The sequence below is a fragment of the Campylobacter sp. CNRCH_2007_0968H genome, from assembly GCF_025773245.1.
In the GTDB taxonomy this organism is placed as follows: domain Bacteria; phylum Campylobacterota; class Campylobacteria; order Campylobacterales; family Campylobacteraceae; genus Campylobacter_D; species Campylobacter_D lari_D.
In genome coordinates, this window is the sequence record NZ_JAKMTQ010000005.1 from 33,784 (window position 1) to 54,468 (window position 20,685).

The window sequence follows — 20,685 nt, forward strand, 5'->3', positions numbered from 1 at the left end:
TGTTAGCGAATTAACAATAAAGGTTTTTTAGCCTTAGTTAAAATATCATTTGTCAAACTACCAAATAAAATACTTTTTACCCAGTGATGTGAGTAAGCCCCCATAATCAATAAATCTATATCATTTTGCTCACCAAAATCAAATAAAGCTTGAGTAATCTCTCCACTTAAATGCTGTGTTTGCACATTTAAATTTGCTTCTTTAAAAATTTGACTTACTTGAGCTAATAACTCACAAGAAGCTTTTTCATCTTTAGAAACATTTACTACATAACGCTTTGCTTCTTTAAAAATAGGTCTTTTAATGGCTTGTTCTATGGCCTTTTTAGCTAAATTACTCCCATCATAAGCCATCATTACACTTTTAATCTCTTTAAAAGCAGAATTTACAAGCAAAATAGGCACATTTAAAGCTCTTACTAATTCTTCTGTATGAATACCTATTTTGTTTTTCTTACCTCCGCCTTTTAAACCTGCTATGGCTAATCTTATTTGATCATTGTATTCTTTTAAAACTTCTTCTAAGTCTCCATCTCTTTGCACACTAAAGCATTCTTTTACGCCTTGTTCTTTTGCATAAGCACAAAATTCTTCTAAAATTCTTTGCCCTTTTTTGCAAAGATTTTCATTTTTTTGACTTTGCTCTTCTACCAAATCTTCAATCACACATCCACTAGCACCTATTCCAAAACTACAAGCTAATTCAGCATTAGTAAAATTTGGTTCTATAGTGTATAAAAACATTAAAGGTAAATCTAGCTTTTTGGCTAAATACACCCCATAATGCAAACTTTCCCTACAAGGCTCTAAAACATCCACACAAACTAGAATTTTTTCCATTTAATATCCTTTTGTAGTATTAATCTTGTGCTTTTTGTGCTATTAAAACACCTTCTATAATTTTTTTAATATCCCCATCTAAGATATTATCAACCTGTGAAAAAGCTTCATTTGAGCGTGTGTCTTTGACTTGTTGATAAGGAAAAAGCACATAAGAGCGGATTTGATGACCCCAACCTATCTCACTTTTTTCACTTGAATTTGCTTCATCTTGTTGTTTCATAAGCTCAAGCTCATAAAGGCGTGATTTTAACATTTTAAAGGCTGTGGCTTTGTTTTTGTGTTGGCTTCTATCGTTTTGACATTGCACTACTATACCACTTGGCATATGAGTTATGCGCACTGCTGATTCAGTTTTATTAACATGCTGTCCACCCGCTCCGCTTGCTCTATAATAATCAATCCTTATATCTTTTTCTTCAATTTCTATTTCAATATCATCATCAAGTTCAGGTGAAACCATCACACTAGAAAAACTCGTATGGCGACGCCCTGCACTATCAAATGGAGAAGTTCTTACTAAACGATGAATGCCATTTTCAGCTTTTAAATACCCATAAGCATTTTCACCTTTTACTAAAAAGCTAACATCTTTAAGCCCTGCTTCTTCGCCTTCTTGAAAGTCAAGTGTTTCCACTTTAAAACCTTCTCTTTCACAAAATCTCAAATACATCCTATAAAGCATACTAGCCCAGTCATTACTCTCCGTTCCGCCTGCACCTGGGTGAATGGAAACTATAGCATTTTTACCATCATTTTCTCCGCTTAAAAGCATAGAAATTTCAAGATTTACAATAAGATCTTCTAGCTTGTTTGCATCTTCAAATAAAGCTTCTATGGTATCTAAATCATTTTCACTATTAGCAAGATCAAAAAGCTCACTTGCATCATTTAAAGCATTATTTGCATTTTCATAATTTTTAAGTAAATTTGAAATTTTAGTTTTTTCTTTACCTATAATGCCTGCTTGTTTTACATCACTCCAAAAAGAAGGGGAGTTTTCTAAATTTTCTATTTCTTTTAATCTTGCTTTTATCTCTTCAGGTTTAATAATAGAAGCAATATTTCCAACTTTGTTTTTTAATTTTTTTAAAAGTTCGCTGTATTCGTAATTATCCATAAAAATTTTCTTTCTAATTTTGATATAATTTAATCTTATAATTTTAGCAAAAAATAAAACATTTAAAGTGAGAAATATGCCAAAACTTTTTTTAATGTCTTTAGGTTGTAATAAAAATTTAGTCGATAGTGAAATCATGCTTGGAAGATTAAGTGATTATGAAATTTGTGATGAGCCAAGCTTAGCTGATGTTTTGATTGTAAATACCTGTGGTTTTATAGATAGCGCTAAAAAAGAAAGCATAAATGCGATTTTAGATTTACACGAGCAAAGAAAAAAGGATTCATTGTTAGTTGTAACAGGATGTTTAATGCAGCGCTACCGCGAGGAATTAATGAAAGAACTACCTGAAGTTGATCTTTTTACCGGTGTGGGAGATTATGAAAAAATTGATGAAATGATACTTAAAAAAACTAATCTATTTTCAAATTCTACTTACTTACAAGATAAAAATACCAATCGTGTGATCACAGGATCAAACTATCATGCTTTTATCAAAATAGCTGAAGGGTGCAATCAAAAATGTTCATTTTGCGCTATACCAAGTTTTAAAGGCAAACTTAAATCAAGAAGCTTAGAAAGTATTATAAATGAAGTAAAAGAGCTTGTTAAAAAAGGCTATAAAGACTTTTCTTTTATTGCTCAAGATACAAGTTCGTATTTGTTTGATCAAGGTCAAAAAGATGGACTTTTAAAGCTTATTGAAGCTATAGAAAATATCCAAGGTGTAAAGGCTGCTAGAATTTTATATCTATATCCAACAAGTATTAGCAAAGAAGTGATAGAAAAAATCATTCAATCAAAAGTTTTTGTAAATTATTTTGATATGCCTTTACAACACATCAGTGATAATATGCTTAAAATCATGAAACGCGGAGCTAACAAAGCTAAATTAATCGAGCTTTTAAATTTAATGAAACAAGCCCCAAATTCATTTTTACGCACAGGTTTTATAGTAGGACACCCAGGAGAGAGTGATGAGGACTTTGAAGAATTATGCGCTTTTATAAAAGAATTTGGTTTTGATAGAATTAGTGTTTTTGCTTATTCCAAAGAAGAAGATACCGCAGCTTTTGAAATGGAACAAATTCCTAGTAAAATCATCAATGCAAGATTAAAAGTGATAGAAAAAATTGTTGATGATTGCATAGAAAAAAGCTTTAATCAACAAGTTGGTAAAAAAACCTTAGCATTTTGTGAAGGTCAAAGCTCTGAAGGAGAATTTTTCATCGGTGCAAAAGATTTGCGTTGGGATAGAAATATTGATGGAGAAATTCTCATCAATGAAAGTGATTGTGGAAATTTAGAAATGGGCGAGCTTTATGAGTGTGAAATCACGCAGAGCTTAGATAAAAAACTCATTGCAAAAGCCTTAAGAAAGTTTGATGATTGATAGCAAATATTTAAATCATTTAAAGCAAGGGAAAAATCTTTTAGCATTTTCTCACGGGAGTGATTCTAGTGCTTTATTTTTCATGCTTTTAGAAAAAAATATAGATTTTGATCTTGCTTTTATAAACTACAAAACTCGCAAAAATAGCGATAAAGAAGAGCAAAGTGCTAAAGAATTAGCCAAGCGTTTTCATAAAAAAATTTACATCAAAACCGCACCCAAGATAACAAAAAATTTCGAAGCTTGTGCAAGAGCTTTGCGTTATGAATTTTTTGAAGAACTTTGCAAAAATCACTCTTATGATAATCTTTTACTAGCTCATCATTTAAATGATAAACTAGAATGGTTTTTAATGCAATTTTCCAAAGGCGCAGGACTTAGAGAATTACTTGGTTTTAAAGATATTGAAAAAAGAAAATATTTTACTATCATAAGACCCTTGCTTGAAATTCCAAAAGAAGAAATTTCAAACTACCTAAATGACAACAATATCGCTTATTTTCATGATGAGAGTAATGATGATGAAAAATATTTTAGAAATTTCATACGCAAAAATTTTGCCAATGAGTTTTTAAAGCTTTATCCAAATGGAGTAAAAAAGAGCTTTAAATACCTAGAAAAAGACTTAAAAGAAGAAAATATTTGTGAATTTAAAAATATTTACATTACTCATAAAGATGAAAGTTTAATCGCAAAATGCTTTAAAAAACTTGGAATACTTTTAAGTGCTAAACAAAGACAAGAAGCTTTAAAAGGCGATGGAGTAATTTCGCATAAAATAGGCATTGTTTACATACAAGAAAAAGTTTTGATTTTTCCTTTTGTAAGTTGTGAGAAAATGTCAAAAGAATTTAAAGAAATTTATAGAAAAGCAAAAATCCCTAAACTCTTAAGAGCATATTTATACACAAAAAATATTGATGTAAAAGAACTTATGCAAGCTCTTTTATGATTTCTTCAAAAAGTTCTTTTACTCTTGTTTCTAAAAAGTCTTTAAATTCAGCACTTGTAGCTTCAGCACGCATGATAAGATATGGACTTGTATTAGAAGCACGCAAAAGCGCCCAACCTTCTTTAAAGGTAATTCTAACTCCGTCAATTTCATTACAATCAAGCACATTTTCAAAAGCATTTGCTTTTATTTTTTCTTTAAATTTTTCTATGATTTGAAATTTATTTTCTTCACTAACCTTAAGCTTAATCTCTTCACTTGCATAAAGTTTTGGTAATTCTTTAACTAATTTTTCTATATCAAAACCATTTGCTAAAAGCTCTAAAGTTCTTAAAAATGCATAAATTCCATCATCATAACCAAAATATCTATCTTTAAAGAAAATATGCCCACTAAGCTCTGCTGCTATGTCGATATTTTGCTCTTTCATCATTTTTTTAATATTAGAATGTCCAGTCTTACCCATCATGATAAAACCAAATTTAGCTACCTCATCAAAAAGGTTTTTAGAGCATTTTACTTCACCTAAAACTCTAGGATTTTTTATATTTTTAGCAAATAAATAGCAAAGCTCATCGCCCTTAAATACATAGTCTTTACTTGCTACTACTAAACGATCCCCATCTCCGTCAAAAGCAAAGCCCATTTTTGCATTTTCATTTTCTTTTAGCGCAACTTGCAATGCGTGTAAATTTTCAAACTCTGTTGGATCGGGCGCGTGATTTGGAAAATTTCCATCAGGATTTTCAAATAAAATTTGCGCATTAAGATTTAATTTTTCCACCAAAGGCTTTATAATCACTCCAGTAGCTCCATTTGCACAATCAATAATGATTTTTTCTTTATGGCCCTTAAGATGTGAAAAATGTTTAGCTAAAAAGTCTATGTATAAGCTTTTAATATCATAATTTTCATATCTTAAATCATCATTGATTTCAAGTTCTAAATACTCTTGCACTTTTAAAGAAAGCTTTTTCAAATCAGCACCAAAAAAACTTTCTTTATTAATCGTTATTTTAAAGCCATTGTATTCTTTTGGATTATGCGAACCTGTTATCATGATATTTGCATCAAAAATTTCATCAAAAAATAGACTAAAATACCCCATAGGAGTTGGTGCTAAGCCTATATTGAAAACTTGCATATTAGCTTTATTTAAACCGCTGATTAAATAGTTAAAAAGTTCATTTGCACTATATCTTGCATCATAGCCTACGCTTACTTTCTCACAACCCCTTGATTTCATTTCTAAACCCAAAGCATAGCCTATAGCTTTTACACTTTTTTCATTTAACTCACTTGGGTAAAGCCCTCTTATATCATACTCTCTAAAAATCAAATCTAACATTTTAATCCTTTTGTCTTCTAAGTTCTAATTTTGCTTGTTTTAAACTTTCTTCTATGTTTTCATTTTTGCTTGATAAACAAAGTTTAATTTCTAACTTTACATTTTGTTCTTTAAATTCAAAACAATATTTTTGCATAAAATTTTCAAGCATTTGAAGCTTGCTTTGCACAAAGGCTATATTTTCATTTTCAAATACAATAATAAAATAATCCTTATCATCTTTAAAAACCCTAGCATGTAAAGCTTTTTTTAAAATCCTAGCAAATTCATGCATTATAAACTCGCCCATTTTTGAGTCTTTTTGATGATAAATTTCATTGATATTTTTTACTTCAATCAAGGCTAAATGAAAATTTTCAAGTCCTTGGGCATATCTTCTTAAGGCCTTTAAATTTGGCAAATTGGTTAAAGTGTCAAAAAAGGCTATTTTATAAGCTTTATACACTAAAAATCCTATCAACACCAAAGAAGCAAATTCATAATAACCCAAATCAACACTATTGTAAAATAAAAATTGCACGCTCAAGCCCATATAAGCTAGCAAAAAATGAAAATCATTATTTTTAAAATATGAAAATAATAAAAATATCATTCCTACCCAAAATACACAAAAGCTTAACTCACTAATAGGCTTAAAAAATTGCGTTGAAAGGCCTAAAATTTCACTTGTAATGCTTGCATTAAAATTAGTACTTGTGCTAAGTATTAACGCTACAAAACCCATAAAGGCTAAATACGCAAATTTAATAAAATTAATTCTTTCAAAAACAAGTTTACTATCTTGTAAAAATACAAAAAGCACAAAAGAAAAAGGTAAAAATACCGAGATAAACAAATGCGCTTGATATTCACTTGCCACTAAAGATAAAGCCCTAGCACATAAAATCAACAAAAGCAAGAAAAAAATCTTATTTTGCTTAAAAAAATAAGCTAAAAATAAAGCTAAAAATTCCAAAACAAAACTAAAAGAAGGTAAAAAAGATAATAAAACTAAACTCAATCAAATAACCTTAATTTAAAAATAATTTTAAAAATTATACAACAATTTTGAATTATTTTTTTAATACATATTATAAGTAAAATAAAAATAGAAATTAAAATAAATATGCCTGAAATATGCTTAGTAAAAAATAATGTAATTTATCTTAGATAGTTAAATTTCAAAGCAACAAATGATAACACGAAAAAACTTTTAAAATAAAACTTTATGAAATTAAAAAGCTAATAAATATATTAAAATCATTAAATTGTTTTTATTTAAATTTTGCAATTTCATCTTGTATGGTTTGATTTATCTCAAGTAGCTCTTCATAATTTTTTTTATTTTTTTCCAAAAGTTCATCAAATTTAAAGCCAAGCATAACGATACGATATAAATTAGGTTTGTATTTTCTCCAATTATACAAAGTGCTAACATCAATATCTAATTCATATGCCATATCGCGTTTGCTCTTTTTTGCCATAAGCTACCCTAAATTTTTAAATACTTATGGGCTGATTTTACATTAAAAATTCTTTATTAAAAACAATTGAAATATTCTATGTTTTATTTAATTAATATTGATTATTTCAATATTAATTAAGCTAAATTGTGGAATAATTCAAGTTATATTAAGTTAAGGAGTGAAAGAATGGATGCTACGAGTTTATTTTTATCAATAAAAAATAAATTACCAAAAGAATATGGGTCTTTTAGAAAAAGAATAAGTCGAGGATATAAATATTCTGATCCTATTATGTCAAATGAAGATTTAAAAAAGAAACTTGAAACTTTAAGTTCTGATAAGTTGGATAAAGTATATACAAGACTTCAATACACCAAGCTCAAAAACCCAACTCTAGTCTTTTGGGTTTATAATTTTTTACTAGGTGGTTTTGGTGTTGCAAGATTTTATATAGGTCAAATTGGATGGGGAATTTTTAGATTAGTTTTAACTTTGCTTGCTATGATAATTGGCTTTATTGCTGATTCCTCATATGATTCATTTTGGATAGCTACTTCAAATATAATCAATTATGGTAATTTTGGTATTTGGTTTATAGATTTGTTTATAGTTGGCGTATTGCTTAGAAATCAAAATCTTGAAAAAATTAACTTAATTATAGACGATATAAAATCTTAGTATATTTGTGGAAGAAAATATTCTCAATTTTTACTTATTCAAGGAGATAAAATGAATGAAAAACATGCACCTTTTGAAACAGAACCCACTTTGATTTATGAGAAAAATACTTTTAAAATTGTCGCTGGAAAAACATATACAAATAAAGATGAAAAATTTTGCATAGGTTTAAAATCAAATGATTTTCCTAAAAATTCTTATCTTATATTTCCGCCACAGCTTAGCTTAGATTTATTAAAAAATCTTTTAAGCCAAGATGGGGCTAATAATAGTGAAATTATCAAGTTTATTAAAATAATAACCGAATAAGCAATGAAAAATATTTTATTAAGTTTCATAATGGTTTTGTTATTTACAGGATGTTTTAATAATAAGCCAAAATGCGATGATGAAGTTGTTCAGCTTACATTAAAAAGTATTTTAGATGATGATGAGTGGGTTTATATTGAGTATGGGCTAAGTGAGCAGTCTTTAAAGGCCTTAAAAATAAGCTTAAATGGCATGGATATAAGGGATTTAGAGGCTATATTATCTACCGATACCATTGGAATTTTAAGAGCTCATTTAAAACCTATATTTGACTTAAAAGATTATGCTAATGAAGTGGGTTATACTTCTTTTAGTAGTTTTATAACTCAAGATAGTAATGATAAAAAAACAAGTTTTTGTAGAGCTAGTTTGAAATTAACTTACCCACAAATGCCAGATGATATGAGAGAAAATTATGCAAGAGGCACTTTAAAAGGAATTATATTTGATGGGGGAGAGCATGAAGTACAAATTTCATATAGTGCTCAATTTAGCGATGATAAAAAACAAGTTTTGTAGAACTTTTGGATTATTAGTTTATTTTGGCAATGAAATTTTATTTTATTGCCAAGCAAAATTTATACTCAATTAATTTCAAGTCTTTTTTTGTTACAATTTCTTAAAAATTTTTATAAGTAAAAATTCTAAGGAAAATTATGGTAGAAATAAAAAATCTCACTATGCGTTTTGCAAATCAACTTTTATTTGAAGATGTAAATTTAAAATTAAACCGTGGTGAAAGATATGGACTTATAGGTGCAAATGGCGCAGGAAAATCAACCTTTTTAAAAATTCTCTCAGGTGAAATAGAATCAAGCAGTGGAGAAATTTGCATAGATCCAAATTTAAAAATCGCAGTGTTAGGACAAGATCAATTTGCTTTTGAAAACTACACTATCAAAGATGCGGTAATGTGTGCAAATAAAAGATTATATGATGCACTAAAAGAAAAAGAAAAACTTTATATGAGTAAAGAATTTACCGATGAAATTAATGATAGATTAAGCGAGCTTGAAATCATAACAGCAGAAGAAGATCCAAACTATGATTGCGAGCTTAGATGTGAAAAAATTCTTAGCTCTTTAAATATTAAAGATTTTAATGCTCTCATGAGCACTTTACAAAGTGCAGATAAATTTAAAGTTTTATTAGCTCAAGTATTATTTTTAGGTGCTGATGTATTATTTTTAGATGAACCTACAAACAACCTTGACTTAGAAGCTATTTCTTGGCTTGAAAATGAACTTTTAAGACATGAGGGAACTTTAGTAGTAATTAGCCATGATAGACATTTTCTAAATAAAGTTTGTACAAGAATTTTAGATGTGGATTTTAAACAAATACGCGATTTTGCTGGAAATTATGATGATTGGTATATGGCTTCAACCTTGCTTGCTAAACAGGCTGAACTCAAACGCGATAAAACCTTAAAAGAAAGAGAAGAATTAGAAAATTTCATACGCCGTTTTAGTGCTAATGCTTCAAAAGCCAAACAAGCTACAAGTAGAGCTAAAGCTTTAGAAAAACTTGAGCTTGAAGAGATTAAAACTTCAAGTAGGCGTGATCCTAGTATAATTTTTAGAACAAATAGAGAAATAGGAAATGAAGTTTTAGAATTAAAAGGTATTAGCAAAGCTTATGATAAAACTTTATTTGAGAATTTAGAATTAAAATTAGAAAAAGGTGATAAAATAGCCTTAATCGGAGCAAATGGTGTTGGAAAAAGCACTTTAGCTAAAATCATTGCATCAAAATTAGAACCTGATAGTGGCCACATCCACCTTGGCGCTACCATAGAAATGGGATATTTTTCACAAGATACGACAAATTTAATCAATGAAAATTTGAAACTTTATGAATGGTTAATGAGTGAAAAATTCAAAGATTTAGATGAAATTCGCAAATGTCTTGGTAGAATGCTCTTTAGCGGAAGTGATCAAGAAAAAATGGCTTCTAGCTTAAGTGGAGGTGAAAAACACCGCTTAATGCTTTCAAGATTAATGTTAGAACGCGGAAATTTCTTGCTTTTAGATGAACCGGATAATCATTTAGATCTTGAAAGTATCATTGCATTAGGTGAAGCCTTGTATAATTTCAAAGGTTGTGTGATATGCATAAGCCACGATAGAGAGCTAATTAGTGCTTTTGCTAATCGTATATGGTTTTTAGAAGATGGGAAATTAACAGACTTTAAAGGAAATTATGACGAATTTTTAGGAGGTTTAGAATGAATTCGTTTAAGATAAAATATGCAGCTGGTTTTGGACATTTTACTCAAAATCACAGAGGTTTTGGCCCAACTATTTATGTAGAAGAAAGTATTGATTTTCAAAGTGAAAAAGATTATTTTGACTATGTTGAATTTTATGAAAAATTCAGCAAAGAAGATGATACTTATTTTCACATTTCATTTTTAGAAGATCGCCCTTTAACTTCTCAAGAATTAGAAAGTAGAAATGCTTATAGAAAACTAAGAGATGAGCGCTGTAACAAAGCTAGAGAAGAGTTTATCAAAAACAATGAAATAGAAGCTGAATACTACCCAACTCATGGTGATTAAGGAATGATTTTTGCTTGTTTTTTCCTTGTAATATTTTGAAAGGAGAAAACATGCAAGTTAACCATGATAATTTATCGGTTAAAGAGTATGGATATGGTCAAAGTAGTGCCTATAAAAGCACTCAAGGAGCTAATGAAGACTTTATGTCTTTACTTAGTCAAAACAATAGCGAAAATTTAAACGAGCAAAGTATAAAACTTGATGAGCTTTTTTCAAAAGCCATGAGTCAAGATCAATTTAGCACAGGAATTTTTAGCTCAAATATGTCAAATATTTATAATTATCGTTTTAGAGGACAAAACGAAACTCCTATGCAAGCTAATATAGAAGAAAAACAAGAGCCCCAAAAAGATATGGTAAAAGATCTTTTAAATTCTTTATGAAAAGAAGTAAGCAAACGCTTACTTCCAAACAAGTCCGCTAAATTCAAACTCTTTTGCAAATTTTTTAAATTCCTCTTCTTCTTTTGTATTAACACTTAAAATCAATTCAACATTTTCTTGAAATTTTTTTTCATATGAAATGTTATTTTTATTTAAAAAATGCTCAAATCTTGCATAAAGATAAAAAGGAATGTTTAAACTTAAAATATTTTTAGCTTCAAATTCTAAAAGCATTGCATTTAAAATAGCTTCATTTGTAGCTTCACTATAAGCTCTTACAAGACCACCTGTACCAAGTTTAATCCCTCCAAAATAACGCACCACAATCACTGCGCAATTAATAAGCAAAGCCCCTCTTAAGACATTCAAACAAGGCATAGCAGAAGTTCCTTTTGGCTCACCATCATCGCTTTTATCTTCTATGATTTGATCAAATTCATTTAAATACCTATAAGCATATACAAAATGCACGGCTTTTAAATGCTCATTTCTTAGCTTTTGCATTAAAGTTTGAAAATCTTCAAAAGGACATAAAAAAGACAAAAAAGTTGATTTTTTGATTTCTATTTTTGCTTGATAAATTTGATCAATAGTTTTCATTTTTTCCTTAAATTAGTTATAATATTTAAATAAAATTATAATCAAAACAACTTATAAAAATTTAAGGATAAACTATGCTTCAAACTTGTATTTTTCCTGCAGCAGGTTATGGTACTAGATTTTTACCTGCTACAAAAACCCTACCTAAAGAAATGCTACCTATACTAACTAAGCCTTTAATTCATTATGGTGTAGATGAGGCTTTAGAAGCTGGTATGGAAACCATGGGCTTTGTTACAGGGCGTGGAAAAAGGGCTTTAGAGGATTATTTTGATATTTCTTATGAACTTGAACACCAAATCGCAGGTACTAAAAAAGAATATCTTTTAAGTGAAATAAGAACACTCATAGATCGCTGCACTTTTACTTTTACAAGACAAAATGAAATGAAAGGCTTAGGAGATGCAGTTTTAAAATCAAAGCCTTTAGTGCAAGATGAAGCTTTTGGAGTTATTTTAGCAGATGATTTATGTGTAAATGAAGATGGAGTAAATGTCTTAGCTCAAATGGTAAAAATTTATGAAAAATACCGCTGCTCTGTTATAGCTGTGATGGAAGTTGAAGCTGATCAAGTTTCAAACTATGGGGTTATAGCAGGAAATGCTGTGGAAGAGGATTTGATCATGGTAAATTCTATGGTAGAAAAACCTGATCCAAAAGATGCTCCAAGCAACTTAGCTATCATAGGAAGATACATTCTAACGCCTGATATTTTTGGTATTTTAGAAAATACTAAAGCAGGTAAAAACGGAGAAATTCAACTAACTGATGCATTACTTTCACAAGCAACTAATAATATGGTTTTAGCTTATAAATTTAAAGGAAAAAGGTTTGATTGTGGAAGCGTAGAAGGCTTTGTTGAGGCGACAAATTATTTTTATGAGAAAAGTAAAAATGCTAAATAATACTTTATTTTTTAAAACCCAAGATTTTAAAAAAATTACCGCTTATGCAAATAGAATGAATGATGAGTTAGAAAGTGGCGATATAGGGTATTATCATTTAGTAGATACAAGCTTTGATTTAATCAAAGAAAGTAAAGAATTTATCGCAACTAAAACTCATATAGAAAATATCGTTTTAGTAGGCATGGGTGGATCAAGTTGTGGGGTTAAAGCTTTAAAAGAGCTTTTATTTGATCAAGTAGAAGAAAAAAAACTTTTCATTATAGATAATACTTCCTCACATACTTTTATCCAAACTATGCAAAAAATAAATCCCCAAAAAACACTTTTCATCATAGCAAGCAAATCAGGCACAACTATAGAAGTGATTTCTTTATTTAAACTCATCATTGCTCATTTTGATTTTAAAAATGAAAATTTACACAAAAATTTTGTGTTTATTACTGATTTTGAGTCAAAACTTCACAAACTAGGAGAAGAATTAAATATAAAATGTTTTTTTATACCTAAAAATGTCGGTGGTAGATTTAGTGTTTTATCTGCTATTGGTATTGTTCCTTTGAGCTTTTGTGGCTATGATACTAAAGCCTTATTAGAAGGTGCAAAAGCTTGTTATGTAGATTTTTTTGAGAAAAAATGTGATCAAATTTTACAAAAGGCTTATCATTACTGCACACATAAAAGTGCGCATATTAATGTGCTTTTTTCTTATGGGGATGCTTTTAAAGGTTTTAATGAATGGTATATTCAACTAATTGCTGAAAGTCTAGGTAAAAAACAAGGCTTTAAACGCATAGGTTTAACTCCTATTGCTTTAATTGGTGCTAGAGATCAGCATAGCTTTTTACAACTTATCATGGATGGACCCAAAGATAAAACTGTTACTTTTTTAAAAATCAAAGATAGTCAAAAATCTCCTAGTATCCCAAATATAAGCTTTAATCATTTACAAAATTGTGATTTTACTAATGAAGTTAATTTACATAATCTTTTAAACGCGCAATGCGATGCAACTATGCATGCATTAATTGCTGAAAATTTAAGTGTTGATGTAATAGAACTTGAGAAATTAGATGCTTATCACTGTGGGTATTTGATGTATTATTATGAGTTATTTACTTCTGCATGTGGCATTATGCTTGGAATTAACACTTATGATCAACCTGGCGTAGAGGTGGGAAAATTAATACTCAAAAATATATTAAGTAAATAAATTTGCTTTATTGTAAAAAAAGAGTATAATGAAAATATAATAATTATTAACATTAAAATTTATTAGATAATAATAATTATTATTTAAGAATTTTATGTTATAATTTTAAAAATAAAAAAAGGAGATAACATGTCAGTAACAAAACAATTATTACAATTACAAGCAGATGCTCATCATTTATGGGTTAAATTTCATAATTATCATTGGAATGTAAAAGGTTTACAGTTTTTTTCAATTCATGAATATACAGAAAAAGCTTATGAAGAAATGGCAGAACTTTTTGATGATTGTGCTGAAAGAGTTTTACAACTTGGAGAAAAAGCTATTACTTGCCAAAAAGTTTTAATGGAAAATGCAAAAAGCCCAAAACTAGAAAATGGTAAAGATTGCTTTACTCCTGTAGAAGTTTTAGAATTTATTAGAGAAGATTATAAATATCTTTTAGCTGAATTTAAAAAATTAAATGAAGAAGCTGAAAAAGCAAGCGATACTACAACTGCAGCATTTGCTCAAGAAAATATCGCAAAATATGAAAAAGTTCTTTGGATGCTTAATTCAACTATCCAAAATACTTGCTCTATGTAAGAATTTATAATGTTTTTTGACTTACAAAGCTTTATTGCTTTAAGTCAAAAAACAAATTTAACTTCCCAAGAGAAACTACTCTTATAAAATTCCAAGTTCGCTTAAGTACTGTTTTATAATTATAGTTTATAGCAACTCAATGTATTTTTAAACAAAAATATATCATTGAAAAATGATCATCACAAAATATTATTTAGATAAGTATTCAGCTCAAGCTTTTATGTAGGAATTTTCACTAAAAAAGCTAAATACTAAAAATCATTTTTACAATATCTATAGTTTAATTTAAAATCTACAACATGAGTTTTAAAATTCTTAACCCATAAGGGCTAAGAATTTAATGTAGATCTTCATTAAGTTTTACAGCTTTTTTATTTAAAGCTGCTATCATCACTCCACTTTGAGAGTCTTGTCTAAAATGCAAGCCATTTAGCCCTGCTAATTCTAAACCTTTGTATATATCTTTGTCAAATTTAAAATCAGGATTGATTTTTTGAAGTTCTTCTTTATTTTTTAAAGCAAATTTAGTCCCTTCTAAAACAGCAATGCCTGCATCAACGATACAATTATCCCCTAAAGGAATTCCCGTAACCGAATTTGCACCCAAAAGACAAGCTTTACCAATGCTAATAGCATTACCACTTGTACCACTTAAAACACCAAGTATAGAAGCACCGCCTCCTACATCGCTACCTTCACCCACAACAGCTGATGAACTAATACGCCCTTCTACCATACAAGCTCCAGTTGTACCTGCATTAAAATTCACATAAGCAGCCCCTGGCATGATAGTAGTACCTGCAGCTAAAACCGCCCCCATTCTTACTTTAGAACTTTCTAAAATTCTAGTATTATCCTCAGGAACAACATGAGCTAAAAATCTTGGAAATTTATCTACATAATCAATCCTTGGATACCTTCCACTCATTTTTAAATCAATCTCATTTTCTCTTAAAAAGTCCAAATCAATAGGCTTATTGTCACTCCATGCAACATTTGGTAAAATCCCAAAAGCACCTGTTAAATTTAAACTTCTCAAAGGTACTTTTTTATTTGAAAGCAAATAAAGTTTTAAATACACACTTTCTAAGCTTTTTGGCGCTTCATCTTCAAAAATACAAACAAAAGAAAAAGCATTTTCTCTAAAATTTTCCTTTGCTGCTTTGATTGCTTCTATATTTTTATGACCTTGCTCTTGTAAAAATGGCGCAAAGCATTCAAGTGCAAAGTCCAAATCTTCTTTAATCAAAGTAGCTACAAACTCACTTTCATTAAAATCAACATCAACCCCTCTTCTAAAAAAAGCTTCAAACATAACAGCTGCAGCGGCATAATTTTGCTCAAAATTAATCACACCAAAATTAGCTTGAAGTTTTTTACTAGGATCAACTTGACTTAGATCAAGTCTTGCTATAGCAAAAGCTTTAGGCTTTTTATAATTAATCCTTTGTTCGATTTGCTTGATTAAATTTAAAAATTCTTCTTTACTTTCTATTGGCATATTTTCCTCCTTATTGCGAGCACGCGCTTTTGCCATTCATTATAGGTTGAATAGCTGAATTATCTACTTTACCTTCTTGATTAACCTTTTCTATAAATTCCCAAATTTTTTCAGCAGCTTGTAAATATCTTTTTGAACTTACACTCTCAGGCATATAAAAACTTACAGGCTTACCGCTATCTCCACCTTCTCTTACACTCATTTCGATAGGAATTTGAGCTAAAACTTCGCACTTATAAGCTTTTGCCATTTCTTCTGTGGTGCCTTTACCAAAGATATCATATTCTTTACCATTATCAGGACATAAAAAGCCACTCATATTTTCTATAATACCTGCAACAGGAATGTGCAATTTTTCAAACATATCTAGCGCTCTTTTGCTATCATCTAAAGACACTACTTGAGGAGTACTTACACACACACCCGCACTCACTGGCACGCTTTGAGCTAGGGTAATTTGTGCATCACCTGTTCCTGGAGGCATATCAAGCAATAATACATCAAGTTCAGGCCAAAGCACATCAGCTAAAAGTTGTTCAATCGCTTTCATGATCATAGAGCCACGCCACATTAAACCCTTACCTTCTTCTATCAACACACCCATACTCATCATATAAACTCCATGAGATAAAATAGGACGAATTTTTTGACCTACAATTTCAGGTTTGCTTTTACTCTCACCTAGCATTCTTGGTATATTTGGTCCATAAATATCTGCGTCCAAAAGCCCTACCCTTTTACCCATTTTAGCCAAAGAAATCGCTAAATTTAAAGTTGTAGTACTTTTACCTACCCCACCTTTTCCACTTGAAATCATAAGGAAATTTTTAATTTGCGGAGCGATATTTTTACCACTTCTTGAATTGCTTTTTTCTTCAGGAATTTTTGGCTGTATGATTTCTAAATTAAGCTCTAAATTTAAATCTTTTAAAACATTTGCAATGTTTAGTCTAAGTTCTTGTGCAATTTGAGCATTAGCCGAAACGATTTCAACTACAATATGAGCTTGTTTTTCATTCAAATCAATCTTTTTTACAAAACCAAAACTTACTATATCTTTTTTAAATCCCGGATATATAACTTGTTTTAGTCTTTCTTCGATTTTTTCCTTCAATTTTTCTCCTTGTTGTTTAAAATGATTAATTCTACTAACTTAAATATAAATTTTGGCTTTTATGGTGTATAATATCGTAACATTAATAAAAAATTAAGGTGTAACAAATGTTAGATATTTCCTTGGTTATGCTATCAGCAGGGGAGTCATCAAGATTTAATGCTCCAGTAAAAAAGCAGTTTTTAAGACTAGGTGAACATCCATTATGGCTTTATGCAACTAAAAATTTAAGTTCTTTTTACCCTTTTAAACAAGTAATTGTTACTTCTGGTAATATTTCTTATATGAAAAGATTTGCACCTGAGTATCATTTTGTTAAAGGCGGTAATACAAGAGCACAATCATTACTTAATGCTTTAAATTTAGTACAAAGTGAATATGTTTTAGTTAGCGATGTTGCAAGGGTTTTGATCTCTAAAAACCTTTTTAATAATATTATAGAAAATTACGATAAAGCAGATTGTATTACACCTGTTTTAAAAGTAAGCGATACAGCAATTTATGCTCAAGAAGTTATCAACAGAGATAAAATAAAACTCATACAAACCCCTCAACTTTCGCGCACAAGTATGCTCAAAAAAGCTTTAGAGCAAAATGCAAATTTTACCGATGATAGCACAGCAATACAAGCTATTGGTGGTAAGATTTGGTATGTACAAGGTGATGAGTTAGCTAAAAAAATTACCTTTAAAGAAGATTTAAAAAGCTTAAATTTACCAAAACCATCTTGGGAAATTTTTAATGGAAATGGCTTTGATGTACATGAATTTGGAGAGCAAAGAGCCTTACTTTTAGGCGGAGTAAAAGTACATGAAAATATGGGCTTGAAAGCTCATTCTGATGGAGATGTGCTAGCTCATGCACTAATTGATGCGCTTTTAGGTGCAGCAGGACTTGGAGATATTGGAGAACTTTTTCCAGATAATGATATACAATATAAAAACGCAGATTCTATGCTTTTATTGCAAAATGCTTATACTTTGGTGCAAAATTATGGATTTGAGCTTGTGAATGCTGATATTACAATCATTGCACAAACGCCCAAGATGAAAGATTTTAAAGAAGATATTGCTTTTAATATAGCCAAAATATTAAAAGTAACACCAAATAAAATCAATATCAAAGCCACCACCACAGAGCATTTAGGTTTTGTAGGAAGAAAAGAAGGAATTGCTGTTTTAGTAAGTGCGAATTTAAAATATTTTGATTGGATGAAATTATGAAAGTTTTAATAGTAGAAAATGAATTTTATTTAGCCCAAAGCATAGGTTCAAAACTTAATTCTATAGGTTATGATTGTGATATTATTGCAAATGTTAATGAGCTTGCTCATCATGATTATGAAATCATTTTGCTTTCTACTAGTATGGCTAATTTTGAACATATTGTAGAAATTTTTAAGCATAAAATTATTATTTTACTTATATCTTATATAAGCTCAGATACAGTTTTAGCGCCACTAAAAGCCGGTGCGAGTGATTATATACAAAAGCCTTTTATGATAGAAGAATTAACGCGAAAAATCAAACATTTTCAAGAATTTAAGAAAATAAATATTTTAAATCATACTTATCAGTCTTATTTAAAACATAAATTTGAGACAGCCAAATTACCAACTTTTGATTATAAAAAATTCAAATTACCTTTAATTTTAAAAACTAATAATCAAAATTTTGCAGATCATTTTGTATTTAACTATACCAATGAGCATAATGTCGCAAATATTTACATAGATCTTTCACATCAACAAAATTTAGATAAAATCTTTAAAGATAATTGTTTATACTATCTTGTAAATTTCCAAACTCTAAAATCATCAGACAAAGAAAAAGTGTTAAACCTTGCTTTAAAAAAAGCTGTTATTATACATACAAGTACAAATGTTGAACATAGTGATTTTCAAATTTTAGAACTAGGCGAGGATGAGAAAAACTTCGAAAGTAATGGAATTTTAACTATTGATGATTATGTTAAACATATTATCATTAGTTATCAAAATGTCTTTCCTGATACAGATTTGTCAAAAAAATTAGGAATTTCTAGAAAATCTTTATGGGAAAAAAGGAAAAAATATGGCATTACAAAGAAAAAATAGTATTACAATCTCAGAAGAAGAATACGAAGTTTTATGTTTTATCAAAGAAGGAGTTTTTGGTTCTTTTACAAAATTAATGAATCAAAAAGAAAGAGATGAAGTTATAGCCACAGGAATGATACATAAACAAAAAATTCCTTATACTCTCACCTTTGCACCTGCAAGTACAAAAGAAAATAATACTACTTTAGAAAATGCAAAAGTTGGCGATAAAATAGACTTTATTTGCAATGATAAACCCATAGGACATATCATTTTAGAAAGCAAATTTGAAAATGATAAAAATAGCAATGATATTTTTAGACCTAATGCTTGCTTGATCCAAGATTTTGGAAAAATTTGTATAAGTGGCGAATTTGAAATTTATCACAATAATATCAAAGCCATTAAAGAAGATTTTGAAAAAATCAAAAAAAGATTAAATCCTTCTAATATCACAGCCATTGTTTCAAGTTTTGATCCTTTTCATAGAGCACATGAGAGAATTTTAAGATGGGCTATAGAACAATCTGATTTAGTGATTATTTTCCTTATAGAATCCTATGAAAACAACGGATTGAGCTTAAAACTCAAAAAGCGTTGTTTTGATGTTTTTGCGCAAAATTACTTACCATCTTCTAGAGTTTTACTTATACCTTTACATAATATCAAAATTTTTGCCTCGCATTTAAACCCTGTGCTTGAGTGTGCTTTGGCTAAAAGTTTTGATTGTAATAAACTTTTTGTAGGACAAAATCATGCAGGACTTGGGATGTATTTTAATCAAAACAGAACCTTTACCGTGCTTGATGATTTTGCAAAAGATTATAATATAGAAGTTACCATACTTCCTGAATTTGTATTTTGTGATGAATGTAAAATGGTAGTAAGTACCAAATCATGTCCCCATGGAGCTCATCATCATATGAAATACCATGGTGATTCTTTAAAAAATTTACTTAGACTTGGTATCATTCCACCAGCAGTTTTTATAAGAAGAGAAATTTCAGCTTTGATTTTATCTGAGCTTTTCCCAAATCGCTTTCATAATAAACAAAATATCTATAGTAATCTTTTCCCTACACATGGTATTTTAGAGTATCGAAGCGATAAAGAATTTTATGAGCAACTTATAAAACTTCATCAAATGTCATATATGGTGTAATCATGCAAAAATTATTTTTAACTTTTTTTTATTCAGGTAGTGTTAATAAAGCTCCAGGAACCTTTGGTACAATAGCAGCGCTAATCCCTGCTTTTTTTATTTTAAGGTATTTGGGCATAGGAACTTTAATCTTGCTTGCAATTTTACTTTTTTTAATCTCTATAAAAATCATCGATCAATATGAAAAACAAACAGGCATACACGATGATAAGCATATTGTAATAGATGAAGTTGTTGGGGTATTTTTAGCCTTGGCAATTTGCGGACAGAGTGTTTTTACTTTTTTGCTTTCTTTTGTTTTATTTAGATTTTTTGATATCACAAAACCTTCTATCATAGGTAAAATTGACAAAAAAACTAAAGGTGGTTTGGGTGTAATGCTAGATGATGTTTTAGCAGGAATTTTCGCAGGATTATTTAGTGCAGTGATTTATGGAATTTTACTTAAATTTGATCTTTTATGGTTTGATATAAGCATTATGGAGATATTTTAGCTTTAAA

Annotated in this window: 23 protein-coding genes; 15 read left to right on the forward strand and 8 right to left on the reverse strand. The window is 29.3% G+C overall.

Annotated features, from left to right (window positions below):
- Positions 1-2: 2 nt before the first annotated feature.
- Complete coding sequence (locus L8Y18_RS03855; protein WP_263673038.1) at positions 3-839, reverse strand: universal stress protein; 837 nt, start codon at positions 837-839, stop codon at positions 3-5.
- A 19-nt stretch (positions 840-858) separates the two neighbouring features.
- A complete protein-coding gene (gene prfB / locus L8Y18_RS03860) occupies positions 859-1,959 on the reverse strand; it encodes a peptide chain release factor 2 (RefSeq protein ID WP_039642502.1) in 1,101 nt (366 codons plus the stop codon).
- A gap of 76 nt (positions 1,960-2,035) precedes the next feature.
- Here prfB and rimO point away from each other — a divergent pair, with 76 nt between their 5' ends.
- Positions 2,036-3,352, forward strand: coding sequence for a 30S ribosomal protein S12 methylthiotransferase RimO (gene rimO / locus L8Y18_RS03865; protein WP_263676293.1), 1,317 nt, complete (start codon positions 2,036-2,038; stop codon positions 3,350-3,352).
- Positions 3,342-4,304 (forward strand): tRNA lysidine(34) synthetase TilS, encoded by a 963-nt coding sequence (gene tilS, locus L8Y18_RS03870; RefSeq protein WP_263676295.1) that lies wholly within the window; start codon positions 3,342-3,344, stop codon positions 4,302-4,304. The genes rimO and tilS overlap by 11 nt, the downstream gene beginning before the upstream one ends.
- Here the strand turns inward: tilS and L8Y18_RS03875 are convergent.
- The 3 genes from L8Y18_RS03875 to L8Y18_RS03885 all read right to left on the reverse strand — a co-directional run bounded on the left by L8Y18_RS03875 (position 4,285) and on the right by L8Y18_RS03885 (position 7,115).
- On the reverse strand, positions 4,285-5,652 hold the full coding sequence (locus L8Y18_RS03875) for a phosphomannomutase/phosphoglucomutase (RefSeq protein WP_263676297.1): 1,368 nt from the start codon (positions 5,650-5,652) through the stop codon (positions 4,285-4,287). The genes tilS and L8Y18_RS03875 overlap by 20 nt on opposite strands.
- A 1-nt stretch (position 5,653) precedes the next feature.
- Positions 5,654-6,652: a GGDEF domain-containing protein gene (locus tag L8Y18_RS03880; RefSeq protein WP_263676298.1), complete on the reverse strand. Its 999-nt coding sequence runs from the start codon at positions 6,650-6,652 to the stop codon at positions 5,654-5,656.
- A gap of 253 nt (positions 6,653-6,905) precedes the next feature.
- A complete protein-coding gene (locus L8Y18_RS03885) occupies positions 6,906-7,115 on the reverse strand; it encodes a hypothetical protein (RefSeq protein ID WP_039662706.1) in 210 nt (69 codons plus the stop codon).
- 168 nt (positions 7,116-7,283) lie between these two features.
- On the opposite strand from L8Y18_RS03885, the gene L8Y18_RS03890 reads away from it, so the two are divergent.
- From L8Y18_RS03890 to L8Y18_RS03915, 6 genes are all read left to right on the forward strand, one after another.
- On the forward strand, positions 7,284-7,775 hold the full coding sequence (locus L8Y18_RS03890; RefSeq protein ID WP_263665780.1) for a TM2 domain-containing protein: 492 nt from the start codon (positions 7,284-7,286) through the stop codon (positions 7,773-7,775).
- A 51-nt stretch (positions 7,776-7,826) separates the two neighbouring features.
- Positions 7,827-8,084, forward strand: coding sequence for a hypothetical protein (locus tag L8Y18_RS03895; protein ID WP_263665781.1), 258 nt, complete (start codon positions 7,827-7,829; stop codon positions 8,082-8,084).
- Positions 8,085-8,087: 3 nt separating this feature from the next.
- The gene (locus L8Y18_RS03900) at positions 8,088-8,603 is read left to right on the forward strand and encodes a hypothetical protein (protein WP_263676300.1); all 516 of its coding nucleotides are present in this window, start codon (positions 8,088-8,090) and stop codon (positions 8,601-8,603) included.
- Positions 8,604-8,740: 137 nt separating this feature from the next.
- A complete protein-coding gene (locus L8Y18_RS03905) occupies positions 8,741-10,315 on the forward strand; it encodes an ABC-F family ATP-binding cassette domain-containing protein (protein ID WP_263676302.1) in 1,575 nt (524 codons plus the stop codon).
- Positions 10,312-10,644, forward strand: coding sequence for a hypothetical protein (locus L8Y18_RS03910; RefSeq protein ID WP_039617462.1), 333 nt, complete (start codon positions 10,312-10,314; stop codon positions 10,642-10,644). Before L8Y18_RS03905 ends, L8Y18_RS03910 begins: the two co-directional genes overlap by 4 nt.
- Before the next feature lie 50 nt (positions 10,645-10,694).
- Positions 10,695-11,027 (forward strand): hypothetical protein, encoded by a 333-nt coding sequence (locus L8Y18_RS03915; RefSeq protein ID WP_039627883.1) that lies wholly within the window; start codon positions 10,695-10,697, stop codon positions 11,025-11,027.
- An 18-nt stretch (positions 11,028-11,045) separates the two neighbouring features.
- Here the strand turns inward: L8Y18_RS03915 and L8Y18_RS03920 are convergent, their stop codons facing one another.
- Positions 11,046-11,627, reverse strand: coding sequence for an IMPACT family protein (locus tag L8Y18_RS03920; RefSeq protein WP_263664781.1), 582 nt, complete (start codon positions 11,625-11,627; stop codon positions 11,046-11,048).
- A gap of 74 nt (positions 11,628-11,701) precedes the next feature.
- Between L8Y18_RS03920 and galU the strand changes: the two genes are divergently transcribed.
- The 3 genes from galU to L8Y18_RS03935 all read left to right on the forward strand — a co-directional run bounded on the left by galU (position 11,702) and on the right by L8Y18_RS03935 (position 14,330).
- Positions 11,702-12,532, forward strand: a complete 831-nt coding sequence (galU, locus tag L8Y18_RS03925; RefSeq protein WP_220566791.1) for a UTP--glucose-1-phosphate uridylyltransferase GalU — start codon at positions 11,702-11,704, stop codon at positions 12,530-12,532.
- A complete protein-coding gene (locus L8Y18_RS03930) occupies positions 12,522-13,745 on the forward strand; it encodes a glucose-6-phosphate isomerase (protein WP_263676340.1) in 1,224 nt (407 codons plus the stop codon). The genes galU and L8Y18_RS03930 overlap by 11 nt, the downstream gene beginning before the upstream one ends.
- 129 nt (positions 13,746-13,874) lie before the next feature.
- Positions 13,875-14,330 carry a Dps family protein gene (locus tag L8Y18_RS03935; RefSeq protein ID WP_133319614.1) on the forward strand — a complete coding sequence of 152 codons (456 nt, stop codon included), beginning with the start codon at positions 13,875-13,877 and terminating at the stop codon, positions 14,328-14,330.
- A 337-nt stretch (positions 14,331-14,667) separates the two neighbouring features.
- Here the strand turns inward: L8Y18_RS03935 and L8Y18_RS03940 are convergent, their stop codons facing one another.
- Both L8Y18_RS03940 and L8Y18_RS03945 read right to left on the reverse strand, forming a co-directional pair.
- Entirely contained in the window at positions 14,668-15,831 is a 1,164-nt protein-coding gene (locus tag L8Y18_RS03940; RefSeq protein WP_263662886.1) for a 2,3,4,5-tetrahydropyridine-2,6-carboxylate N-succinyltransferase, read from the reverse strand.
- A gap of 10 nt (positions 15,832-15,841) precedes the next feature.
- Entirely contained in the window at positions 15,842-16,945 is a 1,104-nt protein-coding gene (locus L8Y18_RS03945) for an Mrp/NBP35 family ATP-binding protein (RefSeq protein WP_133319616.1), read from the reverse strand.
- A 107-nt stretch (positions 16,946-17,052) separates the two neighbouring features.
- Between L8Y18_RS03945 and L8Y18_RS03950 the strand changes: the two genes are divergently transcribed.
- From L8Y18_RS03950 to L8Y18_RS03965, 4 genes are read left to right on the forward strand one after another with little or no spacing between them, the layout of a single operon-like run.
- On the forward strand, positions 17,053-18,168 hold the full coding sequence (locus tag L8Y18_RS03950; RefSeq protein ID WP_263676304.1) for a bifunctional 2-C-methyl-D-erythritol 4-phosphate cytidylyltransferase/2-C-methyl-D-erythritol 2,4-cyclodiphosphate synthase: 1,116 nt from the start codon (positions 17,053-17,055) through the stop codon (positions 18,166-18,168).
- Entirely contained in the window at positions 18,165-19,040 is an 876-nt protein-coding gene (locus tag L8Y18_RS03955; protein ID WP_220566787.1) for a hypothetical protein, read from the forward strand. The genes L8Y18_RS03950 and L8Y18_RS03955 overlap by 4 nt, the downstream gene beginning before the upstream one ends.
- The gene (locus L8Y18_RS03960) at positions 19,018-20,184 is read left to right on the forward strand and encodes a sulfate adenylyltransferase (protein WP_263665789.1); all 1,167 of its coding nucleotides are present in this window, start codon (positions 19,018-19,020) and stop codon (positions 20,182-20,184) included. Before L8Y18_RS03955 ends, L8Y18_RS03960 begins: the two co-directional genes overlap by 23 nt.
- A 2-nt stretch (positions 20,185-20,186) precedes the next feature.
- Complete coding sequence (locus L8Y18_RS03965; protein WP_133319620.1) at positions 20,187-20,678, forward strand: phosphatidylglycerophosphatase A; 492 nt, start codon at positions 20,187-20,189, stop codon at positions 20,676-20,678.
- Positions 20,679-20,685: the final 7 nt, after the last annotated feature.

Coding starts and splice junctions, on each gene's coding strand:
- L8Y18_RS03900 (WP_263676300.1), top strand. CDS start 8,088: ATGAAAAATATTTTATTAAGTTTCATAATGGTTTTGTTATTTACAGGA.
- prfB (WP_039642502.1), bottom strand. CDS start 1,959: ATGGATAATTACGAATACAGCGAACTTTTAAAAAAATTAAAAAACAAA.
- rimO (WP_263676293.1), top strand. CDS start 2,036: ATGCCAAAACTTTTTTTAATGTCTTTAGGTTGTAATAAAAATTTAGTC.
- galU (WP_220566791.1), top strand. CDS start 11,702: ATGCTTCAAACTTGTATTTTTCCTGCAGCAGGTTATGGTACTAGATTT.
- L8Y18_RS03895 (WP_263665781.1), top strand. CDS start 7,827: ATGAATGAAAAACATGCACCTTTTGAAACAGAACCCACTTTGATTTAT.
- L8Y18_RS03935 (WP_133319614.1), top strand. CDS start 13,875: ATGTCAGTAACAAAACAATTATTACAATTACAAGCAGATGCTCATCAT.
- L8Y18_RS03890 (WP_263665780.1), top strand. CDS start 7,284: ATGGATGCTACGAGTTTATTTTTATCAATAAAAAATAAATTACCAAAA.
- L8Y18_RS03965 (WP_133319620.1), top strand. CDS start 20,187: ATGCAAAAATTATTTTTAACTTTTTTTTATTCAGGTAGTGTTAATAAA.
- L8Y18_RS03960 (WP_263665789.1), top strand. CDS start 19,018: ATGGCATTACAAAGAAAAAATAGTATTACAATCTCAGAAGAAGAATAC.
- L8Y18_RS03855 (WP_263673038.1), bottom strand. CDS start 839: ATGGAAAAAATTCTAGTTTGTGTGGATGTTTTAGAGCCTTGTAGGGAA.
- L8Y18_RS03875 (WP_263676297.1), bottom strand. CDS start 5,652: ATGTTAGATTTGATTTTTAGAGAGTATGATATAAGAGGGCTTTACCCA.
- L8Y18_RS03930 (WP_263676340.1), top strand. CDS start 12,522: ATGCTAAATAATACTTTATTTTTTAAAACCCAAGATTTTAAAAAAATT.
- L8Y18_RS03955 (WP_220566787.1), top strand. CDS start 18,165: ATGAAAGTTTTAATAGTAGAAAATGAATTTTATTTAGCCCAAAGCATA.
- L8Y18_RS03950 (WP_263676304.1), top strand. CDS start 17,053: ATGTTAGATATTTCCTTGGTTATGCTATCAGCAGGGGAGTCATCAAGA.
- L8Y18_RS03940 (WP_263662886.1), bottom strand. CDS start 15,831: ATGCCAATAGAAAGTAAAGAAGAATTTTTAAATTTAATCAAGCAAATC.
- L8Y18_RS03885 (WP_039662706.1), bottom strand. CDS start 7,115: ATGGCAAAAAAGAGCAAACGCGATATGGCATATGAATTAGATATTGAT.
- L8Y18_RS03905 (WP_263676302.1), top strand. CDS start 8,741: ATGGTAGAAATAAAAAATCTCACTATGCGTTTTGCAAATCAACTTTTA.
- L8Y18_RS03920 (WP_263664781.1), bottom strand. CDS start 11,627: ATGAAAACTATTGATCAAATTTATCAAGCAAAAATAGAAATCAAAAAA.
- L8Y18_RS03915 (WP_039627883.1), top strand. CDS start 10,695: ATGCAAGTTAACCATGATAATTTATCGGTTAAAGAGTATGGATATGGT.
- L8Y18_RS03910 (WP_039617462.1), top strand. CDS start 10,312: ATGAATTCGTTTAAGATAAAATATGCAGCTGGTTTTGGACATTTTACT.